The sequence below is a fragment of the Amycolatopsis sp. NPDC051716 genome (genome assembly GCF_040681595.1).
Taxonomy (GTDB): domain Bacteria; phylum Actinomycetota; class Actinomycetes; order Mycobacteriales; family Pseudonocardiaceae; genus Amycolatopsis.
In genome coordinates, this window is record NZ_JBFAZA010000016.1 from 181,293 (window position 1) to 202,373 (window position 21,081).

Sequence of the window (21,081 nt, forward strand, 5' to 3'; positions counted from 1 at the left end):
TAGCCGTTCCCGAACCCGTCAAACACGGCGTTTCCCCGATTGACGCGGCCGATCGGGGGAACTCCGCGGGCTCGGAAGGGAGACGATGTGTTCCGTCACACGAAGCTGCTGCAGTTCGAGGCCAAGCCCGAAAAGCCCGACCCCGTCTACGCCCGCAAACTCCAGGAGCTCATCGGCGGCGCCTACGGCGAACTGAGCGTCACCATGCAATACCTGTTCCAAGGCTGGAACTGCCGCATCGAAGGCAAGTACAAAGACCTGATCATGGACACCGCCACCGAAGAAATCGGCCACGTCGAAATGCTCGCCACCATGGTCGCCCGGTTGCTCGAAGGCGCTCCGGCCACCGCCACCGCCGAAGCGGTGAAGGACCCGGTGATGGCCGCCACCCTCGGCGGCATGGACGTCCAGCAGGCCATCGTCGCCGGCGGCGGAGCACTACCCGCCGACAGCAACGGCTACCCCTGGAACGGCCGGTACATCATCGCCTCCGGCAACCTCCTCGCCGACTTCCGCGCCAACGCAGCCGCCGAAGCCCAGGGCCGGCTGCAAACCGCCCGGCTCTACAACATGACCGACGACCCCGGCGTCAAAGCCATGCTCAAATTCAACCTCGCCCGTGACACCGTCCACCAAAAACAATGGCTCGCCGCCATCGAAGAACTCCAAACCGACGGACTCGAAGGCGACATCGCGCCCGGCGCCCTCCTCGACGAAGAGGACCAGACTCACAACCACACGATCTGGCACCTCTCCGACGGCCCCGACGGAGCCAAGGGCACCAGCTGGACCACCGACGCCGGCATCGAATACCTCATGGACCCCGAACCCCTCGGCGGCCCCGGCACCGCACCGAAACCCGACCCCGCCCTTTTCGGCACTTACGAAGCCGCCGAGGGGCCCGCGCTCGAACCGGTCGACGGCGACGTCGAAACCTTCCACGACGGCTCGGTCTGGAAGAACAAGGTCGTCGGCAACACGCGGGCGTCCGGCAGCGCCGAGACGAAGTCCGACGCCGTCGCGGAAGGCCGCAAGCTCGCGATCAAGCGCGGCACGGCCCACTTCATCCACACCAAGGACGGCCGGATCGGCGAGCGCCGGACCTACCCGCGGGCCCGGCCCTGACCTCACGCCGAGGGCATGCCCCCGCGGTCGGCGTCCTCTTCGTCACTGCCGCCCGCGCGGGGCTCCTGGTCGCGGAACGTCGGCTCGGTGTGCTCGCCGGCGATGTCGGCGTCGGCTTCCATGCTCTCGGCGGTCACCGGGTCGATTTCGGGAGTGCTCATCGCTTCCTCCGATCGGGCGAAACCCGGGCATACCCGGCGGCAGGCGGGGTGAAACGCGTTTGCCCGCCGCGTGGCCGGGCACGCCGCCCGGCGGGTCCCCGGCCGAGGGCCCGCTCACCGAATCGGGAGGAAACGACCATGGCATCGATGGAGACCGAGGTCCGGCGAACCCCGCGCCAGCTCCTCGCCGCGATCGTGGGAGTGGTTTTCCTGCTGGTCGGCGTGCTGGGGTTCATCCCCGGCGTGACGACCCACTACGACATGCTCACTTGGGCCGGGCACCATTCCGGCGCCCTGCTCCTGGGCATCTTCACCGTTTCGATCCTGCACAACATCGTGCACCTCGCGTTCGGCGTCGCCGGGCTCGCCCTGGCGAGGACGCCGAGCGGCGCCCGGGGCTTCCTGGTCGGCGGCGGGGTGATCTACCTCGTCCTGTGGCTCTACGGCCTGGTGATCGACCAGGGCAGCGCGGCCAACTTCGTTCCGGTGAACACCGCCGACAACTGGCTGCACTTCGGCTTGGGCGTCGGGATGATCGCGCTCGGCCTGATCCCGCTGGGCGCCACGCGCAGCCCCGTCGCCGACTCGCGGTGACCGGGCACCGGGGCGGGCGGCCGGTTCACGACGGCCGCCCGGCCCGGCTCCCCGCGTAGGCCCGCTCCCGCAGCCGCCCCAGCCAGGCCGGGGCGAACTCCAGCCCGTCCGGGTGGTTCAGCATCGGGTCGAACACCGGTGCCTCGCCGCCGGTCTCCGTCAGCGTCAGCACGGCGCTGTCGCACCAGCGCCCGTCCTCGCGCCCGGTCCGGAACACGAACTCCCACGTTTCCGTCGCCCGGGCCGCGTCGAGGGACGCTTCGATCCGCGGCGACGCCGGCTCCGCCCACGCCCCCAGCCAGACGAGCCGGTCGGCCCGGCGGTACGGCACGAGGCTGCTGTAGGCGCCGCGCGTCCACGCGGCCGCCGGCCGGGGCAGCATCCGCCCGACGTGCCCGCTGCCCGCCGTCGTCAGCAGGATGTCCCACGGCCCGCCGTCGCGGCCCGCGCCGGGGATCCGCACCGCCAGCCCGAGCGCGTCCGGCAGCCGCCCGGGGGTGCCGGCGCCCTTGGACAGGCGGGCGACGACGGGCGCCGGCCCGGCCGGCCACGGCAGGTCGCCGGCGACGGGCCGGAGTTCGCCGTGCCGGACCACGCCCACCGGGTGGAAGGCCGGGGCGCGCCGCAGCGCCGCCAGCCCGCGGAAACCCGCCGAGACGAGGCCGGTCATGTGTACTTCCCTCCGGGCCGGGGTATTCCGATCACCCCTCCCGGTACCCGCGCGGAGCACCGGGAAACCGCACCGACCCGAGGAGCCAGCCATCGCCACCGCGGTCCTGTTCGACGTCGACGGCACCCTCGTCGACTCCAACTACCTCCACGTCCACGCCTGGCGCCGGGCGTTCCACGCGCTGGACCGGAACGTCGACTCCTGGCGCGTGCACCGCGCGATCGGCAAGGGGTCCGGCAAGCTGCTGAGCACCCTGCTGGGCGACGAAGACGCCGGCCGCATCGGCGACGAGGCGAAGGAGCTGCACAGCCGCTTCTACCTGGAGACGGCCGACTTGCTGCGCCCGTTCGACCGCGCCCCCGACCTCATCCGCGCCCTGGCGGACCGCGGGATCCGCGTCGTGCTGGCGACGTCGGCGGCGCCGGACGAGCTCAAGGAGCTGCGCCGCGTCCTCGACGTCGACGACGTGGTCGCGGGCATCGTTTCCGGCGACGACGTCGAAGCGACGAAACCCGATCCGGAGCCGGTGTTCGCCGCCCTCGAGAAGGCCGGGACCGCGCCGGAGGAGACGATCTTCGTCGGCGACGCGGTCTGGGACGTCCACGCCGCCACCAAGGCCGGCGTGCGCACGGTTTCGGTGCTCTCCGGCGGCGTCGGCGCGGGAGAGCTGACCGAAGCCGGCGCCGTCGCGATCTACGACGACGCCGCGGCGATCCTGGCCGGGCTGAACGAGAGCGTGCTGATCAGCTGACCTTGCCGGCCACCAGCCGTTCCACCAGCCCGAGCTTGAACCGCTCCCGCCGCTGCACGGGCAGCCCGAGTGCCTCGACGAGCTCCAGCGGCCGCCGCCGGAAGTGCTCGCCGGCCAGCGGGACGCTCGCGAGCTCGACCAGCCGCTGCAGGCCTCGCACGACCCGCGACGACGAGGCGACGTGGTCGACCAGGATCAGCCGCCCGCCCGGCCGCAGCACCCGCACCATCTCCGCCACCGCGGCGGCGGGGTCGGGGATGGCGCAAAGGCCGAACGTGCACAGCACGGTGTCGAAGGAGGCCTCGGCGAACGGCAGGGCCTCGGCGTCGCCCTCGCGCAGGGTCACCGGGTGGCCGAGCCGGCGGGCGCGGTCGCGGGCGATGGCGAGCATCCCTTCGCTGAGGTCGACGCCGGTGAGCGTCACCTCCGCGGGATAGCACGGCAGGTTCAGCCCGGTCCCGACCGCGACCTCGAGGACTTCGCCCGTGGCCTGGCCGCAAGCCCACGCCCGCGAATCGCCGAAGAGACGGCGGTCCCAGCAGCCCATCTCCGCGTCGTAGGTCGTGGACTTGCGGTCCCAGTACCGACGCCACCGCTCCGCCTTCGTCATGTCCCCCAGCGAAGCACGAACCGGCGCCTCAGCCGAACATCCCCGGCTCGTACCCGCCGCCCTTCTGGTGGACGATCACCGCGAGCCGGTTGGCCGAGTTCATCTGCGCGACCAGGGCGATCAGCGCGGCGGTCCGGTCGTCGTCGTAGTGCTTGCGCACCCGGGCCCAGGTGTCGCCGGAGACGCCGGGAGCGGCGTCGGCGATCCGGGTGCCTTCCTCGGCCAGCGCGAGCGCCGCCTGCTCGGCCTCGGTGTAGACGGTGGCCTCGCGCCAGGCAGCGACCAGGTTGATCCGCACGGCGGGCTCCCCGGCGGCCGCCAGTTCCTTGGTGTGGATGTCGACGCACCAGCCGCAGCCGTTGATCTGGCTGACGCGCAGCGACACCAGCTCCTGCGTGACCTTGTCCAGCGGCGACTGGACGATGGCCAGGCTCGCGGTGCCGAACCGCTTGGCGAACTTGGCGCCGATTTCGTTGTCGGTCAAGGTGAAACGGGGTTCCATGACGTCGTCCTCACTCGTGGTGCGGTCTCTGCGAACGACCACGAGATGCCGGCGGCCCCGCACCCCGTGACACCCTGGCCGGGTGACGACGATCACTGTCACACCGCGACGGCGTCCGGCATCTGGAGGGGAAACCCGCGAACGAAAGGGGCGCGACCCATGGCCGATCCCGCCACCGAGGCCTTCCTCGCCCACCGGAACCTGCTGTTCACCGTCGCCTACCAGCTGCTCGGTTCGGCCGCCGACGCCGAAGACGTCCTGCAGGAGACGTGGCTACGGTGGGTGGGGGTGGATCTCGCCGCGGTGCGCGACCAGCGGGCGTACCTGGTCCGGATCACCACCCGGCAGGCGCTGATGCGGCTGCGGGCGCTCGGCAGGCGCAAGGAGTCCTACGTCGGGCCGTGGCTGCCCGAGCCGCTGCTGACCACGCCCGACGTCGCCGAGGACGTCGAGCTGGCCGACAGCGTCTCGATGGCGATGCTGCTGGTGCTGGAGACGCTCGGACCGGCCGAGCGGGCGGTGTTCGTGCTGCGCGAGGTGTTCGACCTGGGCTACGACGAGATCGCCGAAGCCGTCGGCAAGAGCCCGGCCGCGGTGCGCCAGATCGCGCACCGGGCCCGCTCCCACGTCGCGGCGCGCCGGCCGCGCGGTGCCGTTTCGCCGGCGGCGACCCGGGACGCCCTCGAAGCCTTCCGGCGCGCCGCCGAGACGGGCGACCTGCGGGAGCTGCTCGACGTCCTCGCGCCGGACGTCGTGTTCCTCGGCGACGGCGGCGGGGTCGTGCAGGCGGTGCTCTCGCCCGTTTCCGGCGCCCAGGAGGTGGCCCGCCTGCTCGCCGCCGGCCTGGGCAACCTCGCCGCCGGCACCCTGGAAGCGGCCCAGGTCAACGGCTTCCCGGCGCTGATCCTGCGGCGCGGCGGCGAGGTCGACACCGTGGTGGCGGTCCGCGTCGACGACGGGCTCGTCACGGGCCTCTACGCCGTGCGCAACCCGGAGAAGCTGTCGCGCCTGGACGAGGCGACCGCCCTGTGCCGCTGACTCACTCGACGGTCGCCGCGGCGGCGAGGATCACCTCGGCGACGACGTCCGGCTGGGACACCGCGACCGCGTGCGAGGCGTCGATCCGGCGGACCGTCGACGACGCGCGCTCGGCCATGAACGCCTGCGCCTGGGCCGGGATCGCGTTGTCCTGGTTCGCGACCAGCGTCCACGACGGCAGCTTCGTCCACGCCGGGGTGCCCTCGAACGGCGCGGCGAGCGCCTGCTGCGCGACCGGCCGCTGGGTCACCGCCATGATCGCCGCGGTGGCGGCGGGGACGTCGGCGGCGAAGACCTCGGCGAAGTCCGCCGGCTTGATCGACAGCTCGGGCTCGCCGTCGTGCTCGAGGACGTTCGTGGTCTCCGGGCCGAGCTTGGCGCCCGGGTAGCGGCCGGACAGCTCGAACACGCTCTCGCCCGCGTCCGGCTGGAACGCGGCGATGTAGACCAGGGCGCGGACGTTGGGGGCGTCGGTGGCCGCGCGGGTGATCAGGGCGCCACCGTAGGAGTGACCGGCCAGGACGACCGGGCCTTCGACGCTGTCGACGACGTCCTTCACGTAGGCCGCGTCGGACTCGACGCCCCGCAGCGGGTTCGCCACCGCGACGACCGGATAGCCCTGCTCCCGCAGCTTCGCGACGACCCCGGTCCAGCTGGACGAGTCGGCGAACGCGCCGTGGACCAGGACGATGGTGGGCTTGCTCATGGCTGGCTCCTTCAGGGAGAACGATCGGTCTTTCTGCTAGCAACTCTGGACCTTCGCGGCCGCCGTGGCAATGTGACGAAGCCGATCTGGCAGAACGATCGGTCTTTCTCTACGCTGAGGAGATGAGGACTGCCGAGCCGCACCCGAAGGACCGGCTGCTCGCGACCGCCGCCCGCCTCTTCTACGCCGAGGGCATCCACGCCGTCGGGGTGGAACGCCTGGTTTCCGAGGCGGCCGTGACCCGGGCGACCTTCTACCGCCACTACCCCACGAAGGACGACCTGGTCGCGGCCTACCTCGCCGAGACCAGCCGCCAGATCCGCACGGCCGTCGACGCGGCGCGGGCGGGCAAGCCGCCGCGCGAGGCGCTGGCCGAAACCATGGCGGTGGTCGGCGACGCGACGTGCGGGGAAGACTTCCGCGGCTGCCAGTTCCTCAACGCCGCCGCCGAATACCCCGATCCGGAGAACCGGGTCCGCCGGGTCATCGACGACCACCGGCAGTGGTTCTTCGGCGTCCTGCGCGACCAGGCGGCGGACCTCGGCCACCCGGAACCGGACCACGCGGCCCGAGTGCTCGTCCTGCTGCGCGACGGCGCCCTGCACGGCGGCGAACTCGACGACGCCGGCAAGGTGCGCGCCACCTTGCGCCGGGCCGTCGACGACTTCCTGCCCGCCTGAGCGGCGCGCCGAACAGGCGTTCACGCCGCTTTCACCTGCGAAAACTCGGCAGATCTAGGCCGAACGGGTTACCTTGGGCGCGGAAGGTGACGGAGGTCCGAAATGGCGGCAGACGACGCGTCGCACGTCCCGGCCTGGGTGGAGCCGATGCTCGCCAAGGCCGACGGCGGACGGCTGCGCAGCGGCCCGGAGTGGGCCTACGAGTACAAACTGGACGGTTACCGGGCGGCCATGCGCATCGCCCCGGACGGCACCACCGTGCTCACCAGCCGCAACAACATCGACTTCACCGCCGAATTCCGCGACCTCGAGGGCGTGCTCACCCCCGCGCTGGACGGCCGCGCCGCCTACCTGGACGGCGAGATCGTGGTCTACGGCGAAGACGGCCGGATCGACTTCGAGCGGATGCAGGAGCGCCGCGGCCGTTACGTCCGGCACCAGAGCGGGCCGAAGGGGCGGGAGTTCACCGACGTCCCGGTCCGGTTCCTGGCCTTCGACCTGCTCCGGCTCGGCGACCGGAGCCTGCTGGCCACGCCGTACGACGAGCGCCGCCGGCTGCTGGCCGAACTGCCGATGCCCGATCCGTACCGGGTCTCGGTGGTCCGCGCGGTCACCTTCGACGAGCTCGCCGCCGACCGCCGCACGCCCGCGGACTTCCTCGCCCACGCCGCGTCCGCCGGGTACGAGGGGGTCGTCGCGAAACTGCGCTCGTCGGCCTACCTGCCCGGGCAGCGGCCGGACTCGTGGCTCAAGCACCCGCTGGTCCGGACGCAGGAGGTGATCGTCTGCGGCTGGCGGCCCGGCCAGCGCAGCTTCACCGGCACCCTCGGCGGCCTGCTGCTCGGCGCGCACGACCCCGGCACCGGCGACCTGGTCTACATCGGCGACGTCGGCACCGGCTTCAGCCAGGCCACCCGGGACGACCTGCAGGCGCAGCTGCGGGCGATGGAGCGGCGCACCCACCCGTTCGCGACGACGCCGCCGCGGGAGGACACCGTCCGTGCCCGCTGGGTGGAGCCGCGGCTGGTCGGCGAGATCGTCTACCGCCAGTTCACCCGCGGCGGCCGCGTCCGCCACACCGCCTGGCGGGGTCTGCGCCACGACAAGGACCCGGCCGAGGTCCTGGCACCGCGGGCGGTTCCGCACGAACCGGCTTCTCCCTCGCCGCCCGCGCCCGCGCCCGCGCGTTCGCCTTCGCCCGCGCCTTCGTCTTCGCCCGAGCCGGCGGGCCAGCGGATCACCGTCCAGGCCGGCGACCGGCGGCTCACCCTGTCCAATCTGGACAAGGTGCTGTACCCGGCGGCCGGGTTCACCAAGGGCGAGGTGATCAACTACTACTCCCGCGTCGCGGCGGTGCTGCTGCCGCACCTGGCCGGCCGGCCGGTGACGTTCATCCGCTACCCGAACGGCGTCGACGGCCAGAAGTGGTTCGAGAAGAACGTCCCGAAGGGTGCCCCGGACTGGCTGCGCACGGTGCGCCTGGCCGGCACGGGCGGCACGATCGACTACCCGCTCCTGGACGACCTCCCGGGCCTGGTGTGGGCGGCGAACATGGCGGCGCTCGAGCTGCACGTTCCCCAGTGGACGGTGGACTCGGGCACCCGCCGTCCCCCGGATCGGCTGGTGTTCGACCTGGACCCGGGCCCGGGCACGACGATCGTCGACTGCTGCCGGGTGGCGGAGCGCCTCCACGACGCCCTGGTGGCCGACGGGCTGACGCCGTACGCGAAAACGTCGGGCTCCAAGGGAATGCAGCTCTACTGCGGAATCCGGACGGACGACCCGGCGGCCCCGTCGGCGTACGCCAAGCGGCTAGCCCAGCGCCTGGCGAAGGAGACGCCGGAGTCGGTGACGGCGGTGATGGCGAAGGCCCAGCGCACGGGCCGGGTGTTCATCGACTGGAGCCAGAACAACCCGGCGAAGACCACGGTGGCCCCGTATTCTTTGCGCGGCCGCGACCACCCGACGGCGTCGACCCCGGTGACGTGGGACGAGGTCCGCGCCTGCAGGCACGTGAACCACTTGACGTTCACGGCGGACGACGTCCTGGACCGCATCGAAGACCACGGCGACCTGCTGGCCGGGCTGGCCGGGGACGGCGCGCCGCTGGGGTGAGGTCAGGCGCGCCGCAGAAGCCGCTTGACGCCGCCGACGATCCCGCCGGAGTCCGGCTGCGGTTGCACGTACTGGCGCGGCTGCTGTTGCGCCTGATTTTGCGGCTGTTGTTGCGGCGCCTCGGCTTCCGGTTCACGAGTCCGGGGGACACCGCCGGTTTCCGGCGCGGACGCCTCGGGTCGAAGCGCATGCTTCGGTTGCTGCGGGACACCGGAGGTTCGCGGCTCGGCCGGCAGGTGTGCTGCTTCCGGTGGCACCTCGGAAACCGCACCCGCCGGGACAGGCACCGCTCCGGCCGCCGGCTGCACCCCACCCGAAGAAACCGGCGCACCACCAGCTCCCGGCACAGGCACCGATCCACCCGCCGCCTGCACCCCACCTGAAGAAACCGGCGCACCCTCAGCTCCCGGCACAGGCACCGATCCACCCGCCGCCTGCACCCCACCTGAAGAAACCGGCGCACCACCAACCCCCGGCACAGGCACCGATCCACTCGCCGCCTGCCCCGCCGAAGCCGCAACCGGCGCGCCCTCCGGCACACCCGGCCGCTCCCCCGCCTCGCCGGATTGCGGCCGCGGCGCCGGAATTTCCCCCGCGATACTCCCCGAGTCCGGCACCACCGCCTCCGGCCGCGACCCGGCCTGCCCAGCCGCCCCATCCGCCCCCGCCAGTCCGGCCTGCCCCACCGACCCGGCCTGCCCCACCGACCCGGCCGCCCCTGCCAGCCCGGCCTGCCCTGCCGACGCATCCGCCCCTGCCAGCCCAGCCTGCCCTGCCGACGCATCTGCCCCTGCCAGCCCAGCCGCCCCTGCCAGCCCAGCCTGCCCAGCCGACCCGGCCGCCCCCGCCAGCCCAGCCTGCCCAGCCGACCCATCCACCCCGGCCAGCCCAGCCTGCCCAGCCGACCCGGGCGCCCCCGCCTGCCCAGCCTGCCCAGCCGACCCGGCCTGCCCCGCCGGTCCCGGCTGAGCCGCGAGCATCTCCGGCGTGATCGCCGGCGTCATCAGCGGCGTGTGCGCCGCGTCGGCGTTCGGGGTCGCCGGCTCGCGGGCCACCGGATAGCGCGCCAGCGGGTCTTCCTCGACCGCCGTTCCGTCGGCGCGATGGCTCCGGAGCAGGCCGCAGCACCCCAGCAGCCCGAGCAGGCCCGCCAATCCCCACCACACCGTCATGGCACTCCTCCGTTCCCTCGCTCCCCGGATATCCGGCGCCCGGCCGGCCCAACCGAGCGCTACCCGGGTGGGTGACACGATCAGCCCAGTTGCGGTACGTCACCCGGGAAGGTGATCGGCAGCTCGTACAGGCCCCTCGCCGTGCGGCCGCCGCCGAGCCAGCCGTGGAAGAAGATGTGGCCGTCCACCACGTCGGCGCCACCCGGAGCGTCCACCTTGCCGCCGAGCAGGTCCGTCGACAGGAACTGGGCGTCCGCCTTCACGAACGCGCCGCCCAGGGTCGGCGCGGACGCGTAACACGTGTGGTAGCCCGTGCTTTCGAACGTGTCCGCGGAGTAGAACAGCAGGTACCGGGACGCCGTCTTCACCACCGAAGGCGCCTCGACGACCGACTTCTCGGGCGTCAGGTCGGACCGCAGCAGCTCGGTGCGCGGACCGGCCAAGGTGCGCCCGTCGGCCTGCAGCTTCTGCGCCCAGATCGCCGACGGCGGCCCGGTCGCCGCGCCGTCGCTCTTGTAGAGCAGGTACCGGGACCCGTCCGCGTCGACGAACGTCTGCGGGTCGATGTCCCCGTGATCGCCGGGCTCGCACACCAGCGGGCGGTCGCCGGCCGGGGTGTACGGTCCTTCCGCCTTCTTCGCCGTCGCCGCGCCGAGGCACATCTCGCCGCCCGCCGTCTGCGCCGCCGAGAAGTACAGCACGAACGTGCCGTCGCCCAGCTGGGTGACGTCCGGGGCCCAGAACCCGCCGTCCGGCTTCGCCCACGCGGGGACCGCTCCGAGCGCGTCCCCGGCGACGCGCCACGGCCCTTCCGGCGCGGTGGCGCTCGCCATCGGAATCCGCGTCGCCTTCGTACCCGTCGAGAACGCGAAGTAGCCCCAGGCCGTCTTGACGACGTCCGGATCGGGGAAGTCCTGGTTGATCAGCAGCCGCGGTGCGCTGATGGCCGCCGCTTCCGGGGCCACCGCGAACGCGGCAGCGACGGCGACGACCGGAACGAGCAGAAGACCCTTGAAGCGCATAGGCGATTTTGCTGGCACCCCAACGGTTCCGGCAACGGCAGGCGGAGACCGTCACCGGGAAGCGTGGACTTGCCCGCGTGCCCGGATCGGGTGGATTCGGCCGTGCCACCCGGGGTAGCCGCCGACTCATGCACGCAACCAGCGGCCGTGGGGCGTACCGCGCCGGGCACCCCGTCGGCGAGGCCGAAGGAGCGGCGGCCCGGCAGGAAAAACCGTTGGGCCGGCCGGGAAAGCCGCTCGACCGCCGCTCGCCGTTCTTCACCGGGATGCTCGCCGCGGCCGGGGTGGCCGTCACGGTCGCGGTCGTCGAGCTCCTCCTGACGGCCTCCGACGTGCTGCTGCTCATCGGCATCGCGTTCTTCCTCGCGGTGGGGCTCGAGCCACTCACCGCCCGGCTCGCGCGCCGGGTCCCCCGCGCACTCGCCGCCGCGGTGGTCGTCGTGACCGGGCTGGCCGTCCTCGGCGGCTCCATCGCGGCGGCCGCCTTACCCCTGGCCGATCAGGCGACGCAGCTCCGGAACGGCGCTCCGCGGTACCTGACCCTGCTGCGCGACCACGGCACCCTGCTGGGCCGCGCCAACGAAACCTTCGGCCTCGAAGCCGCCGTCCGGTCCGTGCCGCTGTCCGATGTGGCCAAATCGCTCGCGGGGCTGCTCGGTGACGCCCTGATCGTCGTGGTGCTCGCCACCTACTTCGTCGCCGACTTCCCGCGGATCCGCGCCGCGCTCTACCGGCTGGCCCCGCGGTCGCGGCGGCCGCGGGTGATCCTGATCGGCGACGCGGTGTTCCGGAAGGTCGGCGCGTACCTCGTCGGCAACGTCGCGGTGTCGTTGATCGCGGGAGCGGCGACCTTCGCCTGGCTGTCGGCGTTCGGCGTCCCCTACCCGCTGGTGCTCGCCGTGCTCGTCGCCGTGCTGGACCTGGTGCCGGTCGCGGGTTCGGTGGCGGCCGGGGCCGGTACCACCCTCGTCGCGCTCACGGTGTCGGTGCCGGTCGGGCTCGCGACGCTCGGGTTCTTCGCCGGCTACCGGGTGGTGGAGGACTACGTGCTGCTGCCGAAGATCGTCGGCCGCGCCGTCCGGATCCCGGCGCTCGTCACCGTTGTCGCGGTGCTGCTCGGGTTCGCACTGCTCGGCGTCGTCGGCGCCTTCGTCGCGGTGCCGGTGGCGGCCGCCGTGCTGCTCGTCGTGCGGGAAGTGGCGGTGCACCGGCTGGACCGGACGTGACAAACCGCCGCGCGGGGCGAACCCGCGCGGCGGTCGGACCCCGCTGGGGTCAGTTGCCCTGGGTGGTCCCGCCGTCGGCGATCTCACCGGCGGCGCAGTTGTCCGGGTTCTCGCCCTCGGCCTCGTGCTCGCCCGGGGAGAGCACCGGCACGCCGATGCCGTTGGCGGTGTCGTGGATCGGCACCTGGACGCCGAGGACGTTGATGTCGTCGTCGCACACGCCGCCGACCACGTTCAGGTTGTGCACCACGTCGAGGTTCTGCACGTTGCCGACGAGGCCGAACTGGTCGGTGGTGTCGACCGGGTGGCCCGCCACGCTGACACTGGTCGCCGACGCGGATCCGCCGAGCACCGCCATCCCGGCGGCGAGGGCGGTGGCGACGAAGCCGAGCTGCTTGATCACGGGAAAGATACTCCTTCTGGGTACCCGCCGGACGGTCCGGCGGGGGATCGGGGAAAGAAACGGGCCCGGCTTCGGTTCGCCGGACCCGGGAAAGTTCGTTATGGTGCCGTCAGGCCGGGCGGGACCGGCGCACTTCTCCAGCGTCGCGGCCGGTCCCACCCGGGTCGGCGCCGTCCGGCGTCGCGGCGGGTCCGGAACGCGGAACCGGAGTGTGCAGCTCGCTCCGTGTTCCGGGCGCGGTGCGGCGTCGGCACTGGCGGCCGATTTCCCGTGCCCGGAGCCGGCTTCCGCACGCCGGGGCGGCTCCGGGCACGGAAAACTCAGTGACCCTGGCTCGTGCCGCCGTCGGACAGGCCGCCCGAGGCGCAGTTGTACGGGTTCTCGCCGCTGGCCTCGTGGCTGCCCGGCGACAGGATCGGCACGCCGATGCCGTTGAGCGAGTCGTGGATCGGCACCTGCACGCCGAGGACGTTGACGTCGTTGCCGCACAGGCCGAGCACGGCGTTGACGTTGTGGAGCACGTCGGTGTTGTTCAGGTTCACCAGGCCGACCTGGCCGGTGTAGTCGTTGCCGCCGTAGTGGTGACCGTGGTGGTGCCCGTGGTGGTGACCGTCCGGGGTGTCGGCCGAGGCGACGCCGCCGGCCAGGAACGCACCGGCCGCCGCGGCCGCCGTGACGAACCCGATCTTCTTCAGCATGGATTGCTCCTCGATGAACGCTATTCGGAGACGGGACGGCATGAAGGTGTGTTCTCCGTCCCGTGTGAGGGAAACGTACTGATGCCAGGACGGGTTTTCCACTGTGTGCCACCATCGTGTGGGTACCGCGAGCCGCTGACCGCGCCGCGTGTGGTCCGATCGGGTTATTCCCCGGTTCTGTTGCCTGCCAGGCCCATGCCGGTCTCCGTCCCCTGATATCGCTTGCGGAGCAAGGAATGTTTCGGGCACGCGAAAGAGCCCTGCGCCAGGGTGACGCAGAGCTCTTCGCGGGGATCGCCTATTCGGGCCAGGCCTCGGCTTCGGCGGTGAGCGCGGTGGTCACGTCGATCTCGCCCGACCGCACCCGCCACGCGAGCGAGTCCGGCCGAGGCTGCAGAAGGTGCCATCCGATGACGTCTTCGTCGTGGTAGCAAGGGTTTTCGTCGTCACCGATGCCCAGCGCGGCGAAGTACTGGCGGGCGGGCCAGGTCTCGGGAACCCAGGCGCGGGCCCAGCGCACGACGATCCTGGCGAGGTCGTTGCGGCCGTCCGCCGGGTGGATCAGGCGATCGCCGGTGGTGCAGATCAGGCGTGGCGTGTACGTCGCGCCGAGCGGCGCGACGGCGAGTTCAGTGTTCATTCCTCCCCCGGTCCACGGCAGTGGACGGTGTTGCCCGGCTCGGATGCGCTGCTGCGCTTGAGAAGGGAGGGACGGCCGGAGGCGGACGAGCGCGCGCGGCGCGTCCCTGCACGGCTCCGTCTTGAACCGGTGACCATCTTACAAAGGCCGGAAACGCACCGGAAACCGGGGCCCGGCGGCCAAGTCTTCGCCCGTTCCCGTGACACCGGGAGTGAATTCCGCCGGCGGGGGTACGCCCGGGAAGACCGATTTCCGCAACGGGAGGAAGAACCGAGATGAACCACAAGGCAGGCAGGCTTTGCTGCGCCGCCATCGCGGCGGGCGCCTTCGCGCTGACGGGGGCGGTGCCGGCATCGGCGGCACCGGACATCGTCGCACCGGCGTGGCACCAGCAGACCGACGACGACGGAACGAACCGCGACACCACCCGCGACGACAACGACGACAACGGTTTGTGGGGCCTGCTCGGCTTGGTCGGGTTGCTGGGATTGGCGGGCTTGGTGCGCCGCGGCCCGAAGCCGGGCGCGATGGCGGGGTACCCGGCCGCGGGGGCCACCCCGCCGCCGGCGAACACGTACCCGCCGGCCGAGCCGCGGCGGAACCCGCCGGGCGCCTGAGGGTCGGTCACGTCGTAGGACCGGTCCCCACCGGGCGTTTCGGCGCCACTTGAATGGCGCAGCAGCTCTTGGCGCGGCGCGCGGGTGCCGCTGACAACGCGCACCGAGTTCTCACTCGGACCTCGACTGTCACCTTTGTGGCGCAACGGGCCCGCACCTGGCGCGTGACTGCCGCTGACACCGCGTACCGGGTCCCCACTCGAAGCTTGAGCGCCGCCCTTGCGGCGCGGCAGGCTCCCACTCGAAGCCCGAGCGCCACCCGTACGGCGCGGCACGCCCGCGCGCGGCGCGCGAGGGCCGCCGACACCGCACACCAGGTCCCCATTCAGAGCTCGAGTGTCACCGTTGTGGCGCAACAGGCGCACGCCTGATGCGCCAGCGCCGCCAGTACCACACACCAGGTCCCCACTCGAAGCCCGAGCGCCGCCCGTGCGGCGCAACAAGCCCCCACCCCGCACGCGAGTGTCGCTGACAACGCACACCGGGTCCCCACTCGAAGCCCGGGCTTCATCCCTGCGGCGTAACAGGCCGCGACCCGGCGCAGCGCCGACCGAGCACCCTCGACCCCAGCCGAGCACCTGCACTCCACCAGTACCGCGCGCCCGGTTCCCGCTCTGCGCCTCGGTAATACCTATACCGCACGCCCGATCCCCGCCGAGCGCCGGGGCACTTCCGGCGCCGCGCGCCCGATCCCCACCGGGCGCCTGACCTCGGCCGACGCCGCGTGCCTGGTCCCCTGGCGTCCGGGTGTCACCGGTACCGCACATCCGGCTCCCGCCGGCTGCCCGCGTGACCCTGGTGCCGCGCACCGCCATTCCTCTCCTCTTCGCGCAGAACGTCCCGGCGCCGTCGGCGTCGGGACGTTCTGCGTTTCCTTCTCTCCGAATGGCGCCCAGTTGTCAGGTCTCGGCACCGAGGAGGTCACAGTAACGGCCGGAAAAACCGGCCCCGCGACCGCCACCCAGATTAGCCAGGCACTCGCCGCGCCAGAAGTGTTTTCGCACCGTACCCTACTTAAGAGTGGCATTCCCGCCCTCGGCCAAACGCGCATGATTACCCATCATTTCTTTCCTTAAACCTCACGATCGAGTGAAAGTCGTGCCTCACTCGAAACTGGCACCGATCGCACCTTAGGTAAAGAAAACCGGGCTGATTCAGCCATTCATCGCAATCGTCGGACACGGACGAGTGGCGACGTCACGATCCGTAGTAGAAGCGCAAAACGGCCGAACAGCCACTTCACGCGATGTCGATGTTTGTTCCGGGGAACTCGCGGGGCCGCACACCGTGTGAAATCAACCGGTTCCGCCGGCACCCGGACATCCGCTCGCGTTATCGCCGGACGGCGCTCACCATGATCGCAGTCGGCATCGCACAATCCGGAGGAGTACGACATGAAAAGTGCACTGACCCGAGCGCTCACGGTGTTCGTCACCGCCGCCGCGGTGACCTTGGCGGGGGTGGGTGTGGCGACGGCGGGCGGGCCCGGTGGCAGCGGTTCGTCGAGCACCACCTCCGCCGCGGCGGAGGTCCAGGGCCTGCGCGACCAGCTGGCGTCGCGGGCGGACAACGGGGACGTGCCCGGCACGCAGGCCACCCTCGCCCGCCTCGACCCGCTGCTGTCGGATCTGGCCCAGGGCAAGCGGTACTCGATCCAGGCCGCGGCCAAGGACAGCGCGGCCACGGCGCAGAAGGACAACGCCGAAGCGCGCAAGGGCGTCGACGAGCTCGCCGCCAAGATGGCGGAGCGCCAGGCGCTGCCGCCGGTGTCGGCCCTGCTCAACGCGCTGCTGCAGCGGGTACTGATCAGCCTTTCCGCGCTGGTGAACGACCTTCTCGGCGGGCTGCCCGTCCCGGTCGGCTGAGCCGGCCGGTACCCCGGACGGACAAGCCGGCGACGGCCCGGCGCGGTTCCCCTCCCGCGCCGGGCTTTCGTCGTCCGCGCGGACCGATGCCGGCACGCGAAAGCCCGGTGCGGCGGACCGCACCGGGCTTTCGCTGTCGCTTCCGGCTATTCGTAGACGACGTAGGCGGGGGTGGGGCTCAGCGCCAGGACGTCGGCCGGGGTCATCAGGCCCGCGCCGCGGCGGGTGTCCTCCTCGAAGAACAGCTTGAAGCCCGGCCGCACGTGGGCGGGCATGGTCGTCATCAACGTCTTCCACGTCGCCTTCTTGGCGGCGGCCGAACCGATGCCGTCGACGACCTTGACGACCGAAACCCCCTTGTGCGGCTTCAGAAGCTCTTCGTCACGCACGACGGACGCGGCGACCTGGTGGTAGATCATCACCTTCGCGGGCAGGCGGTGCGTCTCGGCCAGGGCCCCGAGGTACTGCGCGACCCCGTCGAGCTCGTCGCCGGTCGTGCGGCCGAACTTCTTGCCCGGGATGACACCCGGTTCCACGGCCCACTCGGGGTCGAGCGCGACGCCGACGTCAGGCTCGGTCAACCAGCGCTCGTAGGCCTGGACCTCGGGGAGGAAATCGGCGCGGCCGGGCTGGATGTTCAGCAGCAGCAACCCGTTCAGCGCCCGCGCGGCGTCGAGGTAGTCGCGCACGGTCTCGTCCCCGCAGCGGCTGCGGAACATGCCGTCCTCGCCCGGTGAGCGGTGCACGGTGGTGGCGATCAGCTCGACGACCGGGGTGACCGGACGTCCTGCCGGGAACGCCTCGATCTGGCGGCGCAGCGCCCGGCTCGCTTCGGTGAGGTCACCCGTCATGCGGCCGAGCGCCTTCGCGCCCGGAGCTCCGCAAAAGCCGACGAGCAGGCCTTTTTCGAGCGGGTTCGGAGGGGGTGGCGGCGGCGCCGCGACGGCCGCGGGTGCTGCCGCGGCGGCGGCCGGGGCCGGCCCGGCCAGCACCTTTCCTCGTTGCAGCGCACCACACGCACTCGTGGCCAAGCCCGCGAGGGCGGCGGTGAGGACCAGGCGTCGATCGAAGGTTCGTTCGGCGGCGACCGCCTTTTTCGGGACCATCGCGGGGAAATACCCGTCGGCGATCTTCGCCAAACCGGTTTTCCGGCAATCACCGAATCGTGCCAAAGCCGTTTTCGGGCTCGTGGCGTCGGCCTGCGGAAACCCGGCTTTCCGGGCGGTGGCAAGCCATTGCGGGCTCACCCGACCCGGTGGCCCGGCCCGCGCCGGCGGCGGGCCGGACGCACACTTCCCCGCATGCGTTGCCTTTTCCGGTCCGGTGCCGGGTTCACCGCCGTCCTCGCGCTGGCGGCCTGTGGCGGCCCCGCGCCCGTCGCCCCGGCGCCCTCGCCGCCGCACCCGGCGCCCGCCGCCGCGCCGGTCCGCATCACGCCCGCCGCCGCCCGGCAGGTCGGCGCCGACGAGCTCGGCCAGGTGCCGGTTTTGATGTACCACCGCCTCGTCGAGCAGCCGAAGTCGGTCTACGAGCGCACCCCCGCCGACTTCACGGCCGAGCTCGAGCGGCTCGCGGCCGAGGACTACGTCCCGGTCACGACGGCGGAACTGGTCTCCCGCCGGCTCGACCTCCCGGCCGGCGCGCACCCGGTGGTCCTGACGTTCGACGACGGCGACCCGAGCACGTTCCGCCTGACGCCCCAGGGCCAACCGGAACCGGGCACGGCGGTCCGCATCCTCCTGGACGTCGCGGCGGCGCACCCGCGGTTCCGCCCGGTCGCGAGCCTGTACGTCAACGAGCACCCGTTCGGCGGCGACGCGGACGGGCGCGCGCTGCGCTGGCTGGCCGAGCACCACTTCGAGATCGGCAACCACACCCGGCACCACACGAACCTGCGCACGGCGGCGGAACCGGCGGTGACGGCGGCCATCGCGGAGGAGGACGCGCTGATCCGCCAGGCGGTCCCGGGCTACCAGCCGACGACGCTGGCCCTGCCGTACGGAAGCCGCCCGCACCGCACGGGCCTGGCGTTGCAGGGCCCGGGTTACGCGTACGGCGGCGCGCTGCTGGTGGGGGCCGGCCCCGCGCCGTCGCCGTGCTCGGCCAAGTTCGATCCCGCCGCGATCCCGCGGATCCGGTCGCAGTCGGCGGGTTCGGAGGCGGAGTACGGCTCGGCCCACTGGCTCGACGAGCTGGCCGCGCCCACGAGCCACCGCTACACCTCCGACGGCGACCCGTCGACGGTGTCGTACCCGCGAACCGGGGGCCCGGTGGCGCCGGAGTGTGCGAGCGTGGGCCTTGCCTACTGAACGACACCCATTGGCCCGAGTGGACTGGCTCCCCCAGCCCCGACGGCGGCCGGCGCCGCCGCAGGGGGTTCAGGCGCCGAGGGCGCCTCGGATCCCGCCACCGGCCGGTCGACCGGCACCGGTGGTTCCAGCGGTTCCGGTAGCTCCGGCGGCTTCGGCACCGGCGGTTTCGGCGCCGGCGGCTTCGGCACCGGCGGTTCCGGCTCCCGCGGCTCCGGGCCCGGCGGTTTCGGCACCGGCAGCTCCCCCGGCCGCTTCGGCACCGGCGGCTCCGGCTCCAGCTTCGGCACCGGCGGTTCCGGTTCCGGCTCCGGCTCCGGCGGTTCCGACTCCGGGAGCTTCGGCACCGGCGGCTTCGGCAGCTCCGGCGGCTTCGGCTCCGTTGGCTCCGAGTCCCGCGGTTCCGGCACCGGCAGCTCCGGCTCCGGCAGTTCCGGTCGGGGAAAGTCCGGCCGCTGCGACTCGGACTGTGCCGGGCCGCCCGGCAGCACCGGCCCGGGAGGCCCGGATGGCCCCGGCCCCGGCCCCGGCCCCGGCCCCGGCCCCGGCGACCGAAACCGCCCCAGGCCACCCCGCACCACCGGCCGCGCCGGCCTCGGTGGCTCAGGCGGCTTTGGCGGCTCCGGCCGCCCCGGTAGCGCCCGCGCCGCCGCCCTCGGCCGCACCGATTCCCGAGGCGCGCCTGGCTTCCACGGCAACACGCGCCCCGGTTTGGCCGCCCGAGCAGCGGACCGCCACCGAAGAAGCGACCTCAGCCGCACCGACCGCTGCGGCCCGGATGGCCCCAGCGCCGGCCGCACCCGCACCCGCATCTGAACCGGCGCCCGCACCCGAATCGGCGCGCCCATCCCGACCGGCGCCCGCAACCGCGCTGGCACCCACACCCGAACTGGCACCGGCACCCGAATCCGCGCCCGCAACCGAACCCGCGCCCACACTCGAACCGGCACCCGCGCCCGAATCCGCGCCCGCAACCGAACCCGCGCCCACACTCGAACCGGCGCCCACAACCGCGCTGGCACCCACATACCAACCAGCACCCACACCCGAACTGGCACCCGCAACCGAATCCGCAGCCGAATCCGCGCCCACATCCCAACCGGCACCCGCGACCGCACTGGCGCCCACCCCCGCACCGGCATCCACGCCGGAACCCGGATCCACCCCCGAACCCGCGCCCAAAACCGAACCCCAGGCACGGCGACCCCGCACCATCTCCGTCGCCCCAGCGATCTCGGTCGGCCCGCCCGCGCCCCGCGTTCCGCGCCCACCCGCCACCCCGGCCGAACCGCCCGTCCCCCCGCCCCCGGCGCCCGCGCCCGAGCCCGCCCCCGTCGCCTGGTGGCCGCCCGCTGTGCTCGTGTTCGCCGTTGCTCTTGCCCTTGCCCTTCTCCTGACCCCGGAAGCCGCTCAGCCCCGGCGGATCTCCGGTGTCGCTGCCGCTCTGCCCACCGTGCCGGCCACCACCGCCGCCCCGAAAGCCGCTCCCGAACCGGCCGCCCTGCCCGAGGGGGTGGCGGTCACCGAAGCCGGTGGCGGGACCTGGCACGTCCTCCCCGGGACCGGCCAGAAGTTCGGCAGCGGCGAGAAACTCCTCACCTACACCGTCGAAATCGAAGACGGCGTCGACCTTCCGTCCTTCGGCCACGACGTCGACGCGATCCTCGCCGACCCCCGTGGCTGGATCGGGCTCGGGGCCGTGACCTTCCGCCGACTGGGCGAGACCGAGACCGACGCCGACACCGAGCCGGCCGTCCGGATCAGCCTGACCACTCCCGGCACCGCCCGGCGCCCGGACCTCTGCGGCTTCAGCATCCCCTTCGACTCGTCATGCCGCCTGTCGCGGGACCACCGGATCGTCGTCAACCTCGCCCGCTGGCTCCGCGGCGCCCACTCCTACGACGGCGACCTGGCCGGCTACCGCGCCTACGCCATCAACCACGAGATGGGCCACGCCCTCGGCCTCGGCCACGTCGGCTGCCCCGCCCCCGGCGCGCCCGCGCCGGTGATGATGCAGCAGACCTTCGGGCTCTCCAACACCTACCTCGCGAACCTCAACCGCGGCGAACCCGGTGCCGCCACGAAGGTCCGTCCCGACGGTGCCGTCTGCCGCCCCAACCCGTGGGTTGCCGCGCCGCACTGACCACTGGTTTGGACCCTCGCCCAGCGGGTACCCA

At 72.7% G+C, this 21,081-nt stretch carries 21 protein-coding genes and 2 pseudogenes; 12 read left to right on the forward strand and 11 right to left on the reverse strand.

Going from position 1 to position 21,081, the window contains the following annotated elements; translation table 11 throughout:
• Positions 1 to 87 precede the first annotated feature (87 nt).
• Positions 88 to 885: pseudogene (locus AB0M30_RS23405) on the forward strand (manganese catalase family protein); the annotation flags it as partial.
• A 66-nt stretch (positions 886 to 951) separates the two neighbouring features.
• Positions 952 to 1,125: pseudogene (locus AB0M30_RS23410) on the forward strand (DUF2188 domain-containing protein); the annotation flags it as partial.
• A 2-nt stretch (positions 1,126 to 1,127) separates the two neighbouring features.
• Here AB0M30_RS23410 and AB0M30_RS23415 read toward each other — a convergent pair.
• Entirely contained in the window at positions 1,128 to 1,286 is a 159-nt protein-coding gene (locus tag AB0M30_RS23415; protein WP_364587005.1) for a hypothetical protein, read from the reverse strand.
• Between the two features lie 147 nt (positions 1,287 to 1,433).
• Between AB0M30_RS23415 and AB0M30_RS23420 the strand changes: the two genes are divergently transcribed.
• Positions 1,434 to 1,880, forward strand: coding sequence for a DUF4383 domain-containing protein (locus AB0M30_RS23420; protein ID WP_364587091.1), 447 nt, complete (start codon positions 1,434 to 1,436; stop codon positions 1,878 to 1,880).
• Positions 1,881 to 1,905: 25 nt separating this feature from the next.
• Here AB0M30_RS23420 and AB0M30_RS23425 read toward each other — a convergent pair whose 3' ends face one another.
• On the reverse strand, positions 1,906 to 2,550 hold the full coding sequence (locus AB0M30_RS23425) for a hypothetical protein (protein WP_364587007.1): 645 nt from the start codon (positions 2,548 to 2,550) through the stop codon (positions 1,906 to 1,908).
• Between AB0M30_RS23425 and AB0M30_RS23430 the strand changes: the two genes are divergently transcribed.
• Entirely contained in the window at positions 2,549 to 3,301 is a 753-nt protein-coding gene (locus tag AB0M30_RS23430; protein ID WP_364587010.1) for an HAD family hydrolase, read from the forward strand. The genes AB0M30_RS23425 and AB0M30_RS23430 overlap by 2 nt on opposite strands.
• On the opposite strand, the gene AB0M30_RS23435 is transcribed toward AB0M30_RS23430, so the two are convergent.
• Complete coding sequence (locus AB0M30_RS23435) at positions 3,294 to 3,911, reverse strand: class I SAM-dependent methyltransferase (RefSeq protein WP_364587012.1); 618 nt, start codon at positions 3,909 to 3,911, stop codon at positions 3,294 to 3,296. The two genes, AB0M30_RS23430 and AB0M30_RS23435, sit on opposite strands and share 8 nt — an antisense overlap.
• 28 nt (positions 3,912 to 3,939) lie before the next feature.
• The gene (locus tag AB0M30_RS23440; RefSeq protein WP_364587015.1) at positions 3,940 to 4,413 is read right to left on the reverse strand and encodes a carboxymuconolactone decarboxylase family protein; all 474 of its coding nucleotides are present in this window, start codon (positions 4,411 to 4,413) and stop codon (positions 3,940 to 3,942) included.
• 159 nt (positions 4,414 to 4,572) lie between these two features.
• Here AB0M30_RS23440 and AB0M30_RS23445 point away from each other — a divergent pair, with 159 nt between their 5' ends.
• Positions 4,573 to 5,451 carry an RNA polymerase sigma-70 factor gene (locus AB0M30_RS23445; RefSeq protein WP_364587017.1) on the forward strand — a complete coding sequence of 293 codons (879 nt, stop codon included), beginning with the start codon at positions 4,573 to 4,575 and terminating at the stop codon, positions 5,449 to 5,451.
• A gap of 1 nt (position 5,452) precedes the next feature.
• Here the strand turns inward: AB0M30_RS23445 and AB0M30_RS23450 are convergent, their stop codons facing one another.
• Complete coding sequence (locus AB0M30_RS23450; RefSeq protein WP_364587020.1) at positions 5,453 to 6,157, reverse strand: alpha/beta hydrolase; 705 nt, start codon at positions 6,155 to 6,157, stop codon at positions 5,453 to 5,455.
• 122 nt (positions 6,158 to 6,279) lie between these two features.
• Here AB0M30_RS23450 and AB0M30_RS23455 point away from each other — a divergent pair, with 122 nt between their 5' ends.
• Complete coding sequence (locus AB0M30_RS23455; protein WP_364587023.1) at positions 6,280 to 6,837, forward strand: helix-turn-helix domain-containing protein; 558 nt, start codon at positions 6,280 to 6,282, stop codon at positions 6,835 to 6,837.
• Positions 6,838 to 6,939: 102 nt separating this feature from the next.
• Entirely contained in the window at positions 6,940 to 8,952 is a 2,013-nt protein-coding gene (ligD, locus tag AB0M30_RS23460; protein ID WP_364587026.1) for a DNA ligase D, read from the forward strand.
• A 2-nt stretch (positions 8,953 to 8,954) separates the two neighbouring features.
• On the opposite strand, the gene AB0M30_RS23465 is transcribed toward ligD, so the two are convergent.
• On the reverse strand, positions 8,955 to 10,124 hold the full coding sequence (locus AB0M30_RS23465; protein ID WP_364587029.1) for a hypothetical protein: 1,170 nt from the start codon (positions 10,122 to 10,124) through the stop codon (positions 8,955 to 8,957).
• Positions 10,125 to 10,204: 80 nt separating this feature from the next.
• Positions 10,205 to 11,146, reverse strand: coding sequence for a glycoside hydrolase family 43 protein (locus AB0M30_RS23470; protein WP_364587032.1), 942 nt, complete (start codon positions 11,144 to 11,146; stop codon positions 10,205 to 10,207).
• 128 nt (positions 11,147 to 11,274) lie between these two features.
• Between AB0M30_RS23470 and AB0M30_RS23475 the strand changes: the two genes are divergently transcribed.
• Complete coding sequence (locus AB0M30_RS23475; RefSeq protein WP_364587035.1) at positions 11,275 to 12,372, forward strand: AI-2E family transporter; 1,098 nt, start codon at positions 11,275 to 11,277, stop codon at positions 12,370 to 12,372.
• Positions 12,373 to 12,421: 49 nt separating this feature from the next.
• On the opposite strand, the gene AB0M30_RS23480 is transcribed toward AB0M30_RS23475, so the two are convergent.
• From AB0M30_RS23480 to AB0M30_RS23490, 3 genes are all read right to left on the reverse strand, one after another.
• The gene (locus AB0M30_RS23480) at positions 12,422 to 12,775 is read right to left on the reverse strand and encodes a hypothetical protein (protein ID WP_364587037.1); all 354 of its coding nucleotides are present in this window, start codon (positions 12,773 to 12,775) and stop codon (positions 12,422 to 12,424) included.
• A gap of 320 nt (positions 12,776 to 13,095) precedes the next feature.
• Positions 13,096 to 13,473, reverse strand: coding sequence for a hypothetical protein (locus tag AB0M30_RS23485; protein ID WP_364587039.1), 378 nt, complete (start codon positions 13,471 to 13,473; stop codon positions 13,096 to 13,098).
• Between the two features lie 298 nt (positions 13,474 to 13,771).
• Positions 13,772 to 14,113, reverse strand: a complete 342-nt coding sequence (locus tag AB0M30_RS23490; protein WP_360171959.1) for a hypothetical protein — start codon at positions 14,111 to 14,113, stop codon at positions 13,772 to 13,774.
• Between the two features lie 275 nt (positions 14,114 to 14,388).
• Here AB0M30_RS23490 and AB0M30_RS23495 point away from each other — a divergent pair, with 275 nt between their 5' ends.
• Both AB0M30_RS23495 and AB0M30_RS23500 read left to right on the forward strand, forming a co-directional pair.
• Positions 14,389 to 14,730 (forward strand): WGxxGxxG family protein, encoded by a 342-nt coding sequence (locus AB0M30_RS23495; RefSeq protein ID WP_360171962.1) that lies wholly within the window; start codon positions 14,389 to 14,391, stop codon positions 14,728 to 14,730.
• A gap of 1,394 nt (positions 14,731 to 16,124) precedes the next feature.
• Positions 16,125 to 16,595, forward strand: a complete 471-nt coding sequence (locus AB0M30_RS23500) for a hypothetical protein (RefSeq protein WP_364587042.1) — start codon at positions 16,125 to 16,127, stop codon at positions 16,593 to 16,595.
• 146 nt (positions 16,596 to 16,741) lie between these two features.
• Here the strand turns inward: AB0M30_RS23500 and AB0M30_RS23505 are convergent, their stop codons facing one another.
• Positions 16,742 to 17,701 (reverse strand): hypothetical protein, encoded by a 960-nt coding sequence (locus AB0M30_RS23505; protein WP_364587044.1) that lies wholly within the window; start codon positions 17,699 to 17,701, stop codon positions 16,742 to 16,744.
• 195 nt (positions 17,702 to 17,896) lie between these two features.
• Between AB0M30_RS23505 and AB0M30_RS23510 the strand changes: the two genes are divergently transcribed.
• Together AB0M30_RS23510 and AB0M30_RS23515 are read left to right on the forward strand one after the other, a co-directional pair.
• Positions 17,897 to 18,904, forward strand: a complete 1,008-nt coding sequence (locus tag AB0M30_RS23510) for a polysaccharide deacetylase family protein (protein ID WP_364587046.1) — start codon at positions 17,897 to 17,899, stop codon at positions 18,902 to 18,904.
• A gap of 1,453 nt (positions 18,905 to 20,357) precedes the next feature.
• Complete coding sequence (locus AB0M30_RS23515) at positions 20,358 to 21,047, forward strand: DUF3152 domain-containing protein (RefSeq protein WP_364587049.1); 690 nt, start codon at positions 20,358 to 20,360, stop codon at positions 21,045 to 21,047.
• The last annotated feature ends 34 nt before the right edge of the window (positions 21,048 to 21,081 follow it).

What these genes read in the sequence shown, in the direction of transcription:
- AB0M30_RS23415 (WP_364587005.1), bottom strand. Translation starts at nt 1,286, where the DNA reads ATGAGCACTCCCGAAATCGACCCGGTGACCGCCGAGAGCATGGAAGCC.
- AB0M30_RS23420 (WP_364587091.1), top strand. Translation starts at nt 1,434, where the DNA reads ATGGAGACCGAGGTCCGGCGAACCCCGCGCCAGCTCCTCGCCGCGATC.
- AB0M30_RS23430 (WP_364587010.1), top strand. Translation starts at nt 2,549, where the DNA reads ATGTGTACTTCCCTCCGGGCCGGGGTATTCCGATCACCCCTCCCGGTA.
- AB0M30_RS23425 (WP_364587007.1), bottom strand. Translation starts at nt 2,550, where the DNA reads ATGACCGGCCTCGTCTCGGCGGGTTTCCGCGGGCTGGCGGCGCTGCGG.
- AB0M30_RS23435 (WP_364587012.1), bottom strand. Translation starts at nt 3,911, where the DNA reads ATGACGAAGGCGGAGCGGTGGCGTCGGTACTGGGACCGCAAGTCCACG.
- AB0M30_RS23440 (WP_364587015.1), bottom strand. Translation starts at nt 4,413, where the DNA reads ATGGAACCCCGTTTCACCTTGACCGACAACGAAATCGGCGCCAAGTTC.
- AB0M30_RS23445 (WP_364587017.1), top strand. Translation starts at nt 4,573, where the DNA reads ATGGCCGATCCCGCCACCGAGGCCTTCCTCGCCCACCGGAACCTGCTG.
- AB0M30_RS23450 (WP_364587020.1), bottom strand. Translation starts at nt 6,157, where the DNA reads ATGAGCAAGCCCACCATCGTCCTGGTCCACGGCGCGTTCGCCGACTCG.
- AB0M30_RS23455 (WP_364587023.1), top strand. Translation starts at nt 6,280, where the DNA reads ATGAGGACTGCCGAGCCGCACCCGAAGGACCGGCTGCTCGCGACCGCC.
- ligD (WP_364587026.1), top strand. Translation starts at nt 6,940, where the DNA reads ATGGCGGCAGACGACGCGTCGCACGTCCCGGCCTGGGTGGAGCCGATG.
- AB0M30_RS23465 (WP_364587029.1), bottom strand. Translation starts at nt 10,124, where the DNA reads ATGACGGTGTGGTGGGGATTGGCGGGCCTGCTCGGGCTGCTGGGGTGC.
- AB0M30_RS23470 (WP_364587032.1), bottom strand. Translation starts at nt 11,146, where the DNA reads ATGCGCTTCAAGGGTCTTCTGCTCGTTCCGGTCGTCGCCGTCGCTGCC.
- AB0M30_RS23475 (WP_364587035.1), top strand. Translation starts at nt 11,275, where the DNA reads ATGCACGCAACCAGCGGCCGTGGGGCGTACCGCGCCGGGCACCCCGTC.
- AB0M30_RS23485 (WP_364587039.1), bottom strand. Translation starts at nt 13,473, where the DNA reads ATGCTGAAGAAGATCGGGTTCGTCACGGCGGCCGCGGCGGCCGGTGCG.
- AB0M30_RS23490 (WP_360171959.1), bottom strand. Translation starts at nt 14,113, where the DNA reads ATGAACACTGAACTCGCCGTCGCGCCGCTCGGCGCGACGTACACGCCA.
- AB0M30_RS23495 (WP_360171962.1), top strand. Translation starts at nt 14,389, where the DNA reads ATGAACCACAAGGCAGGCAGGCTTTGCTGCGCCGCCATCGCGGCGGGC.
- AB0M30_RS23500 (WP_364587042.1), top strand. Translation starts at nt 16,125, where the DNA reads ATGAAAAGTGCACTGACCCGAGCGCTCACGGTGTTCGTCACCGCCGCC.
- AB0M30_RS23505 (WP_364587044.1), bottom strand. Translation starts at nt 17,701, where the DNA reads ATGGTCCCGAAAAAGGCGGTCGCCGCCGAACGAACCTTCGATCGACGC.
- AB0M30_RS23510 (WP_364587046.1), top strand. Translation starts at nt 17,897, where the DNA reads ATGCGTTGCCTTTTCCGGTCCGGTGCCGGGTTCACCGCCGTCCTCGCG.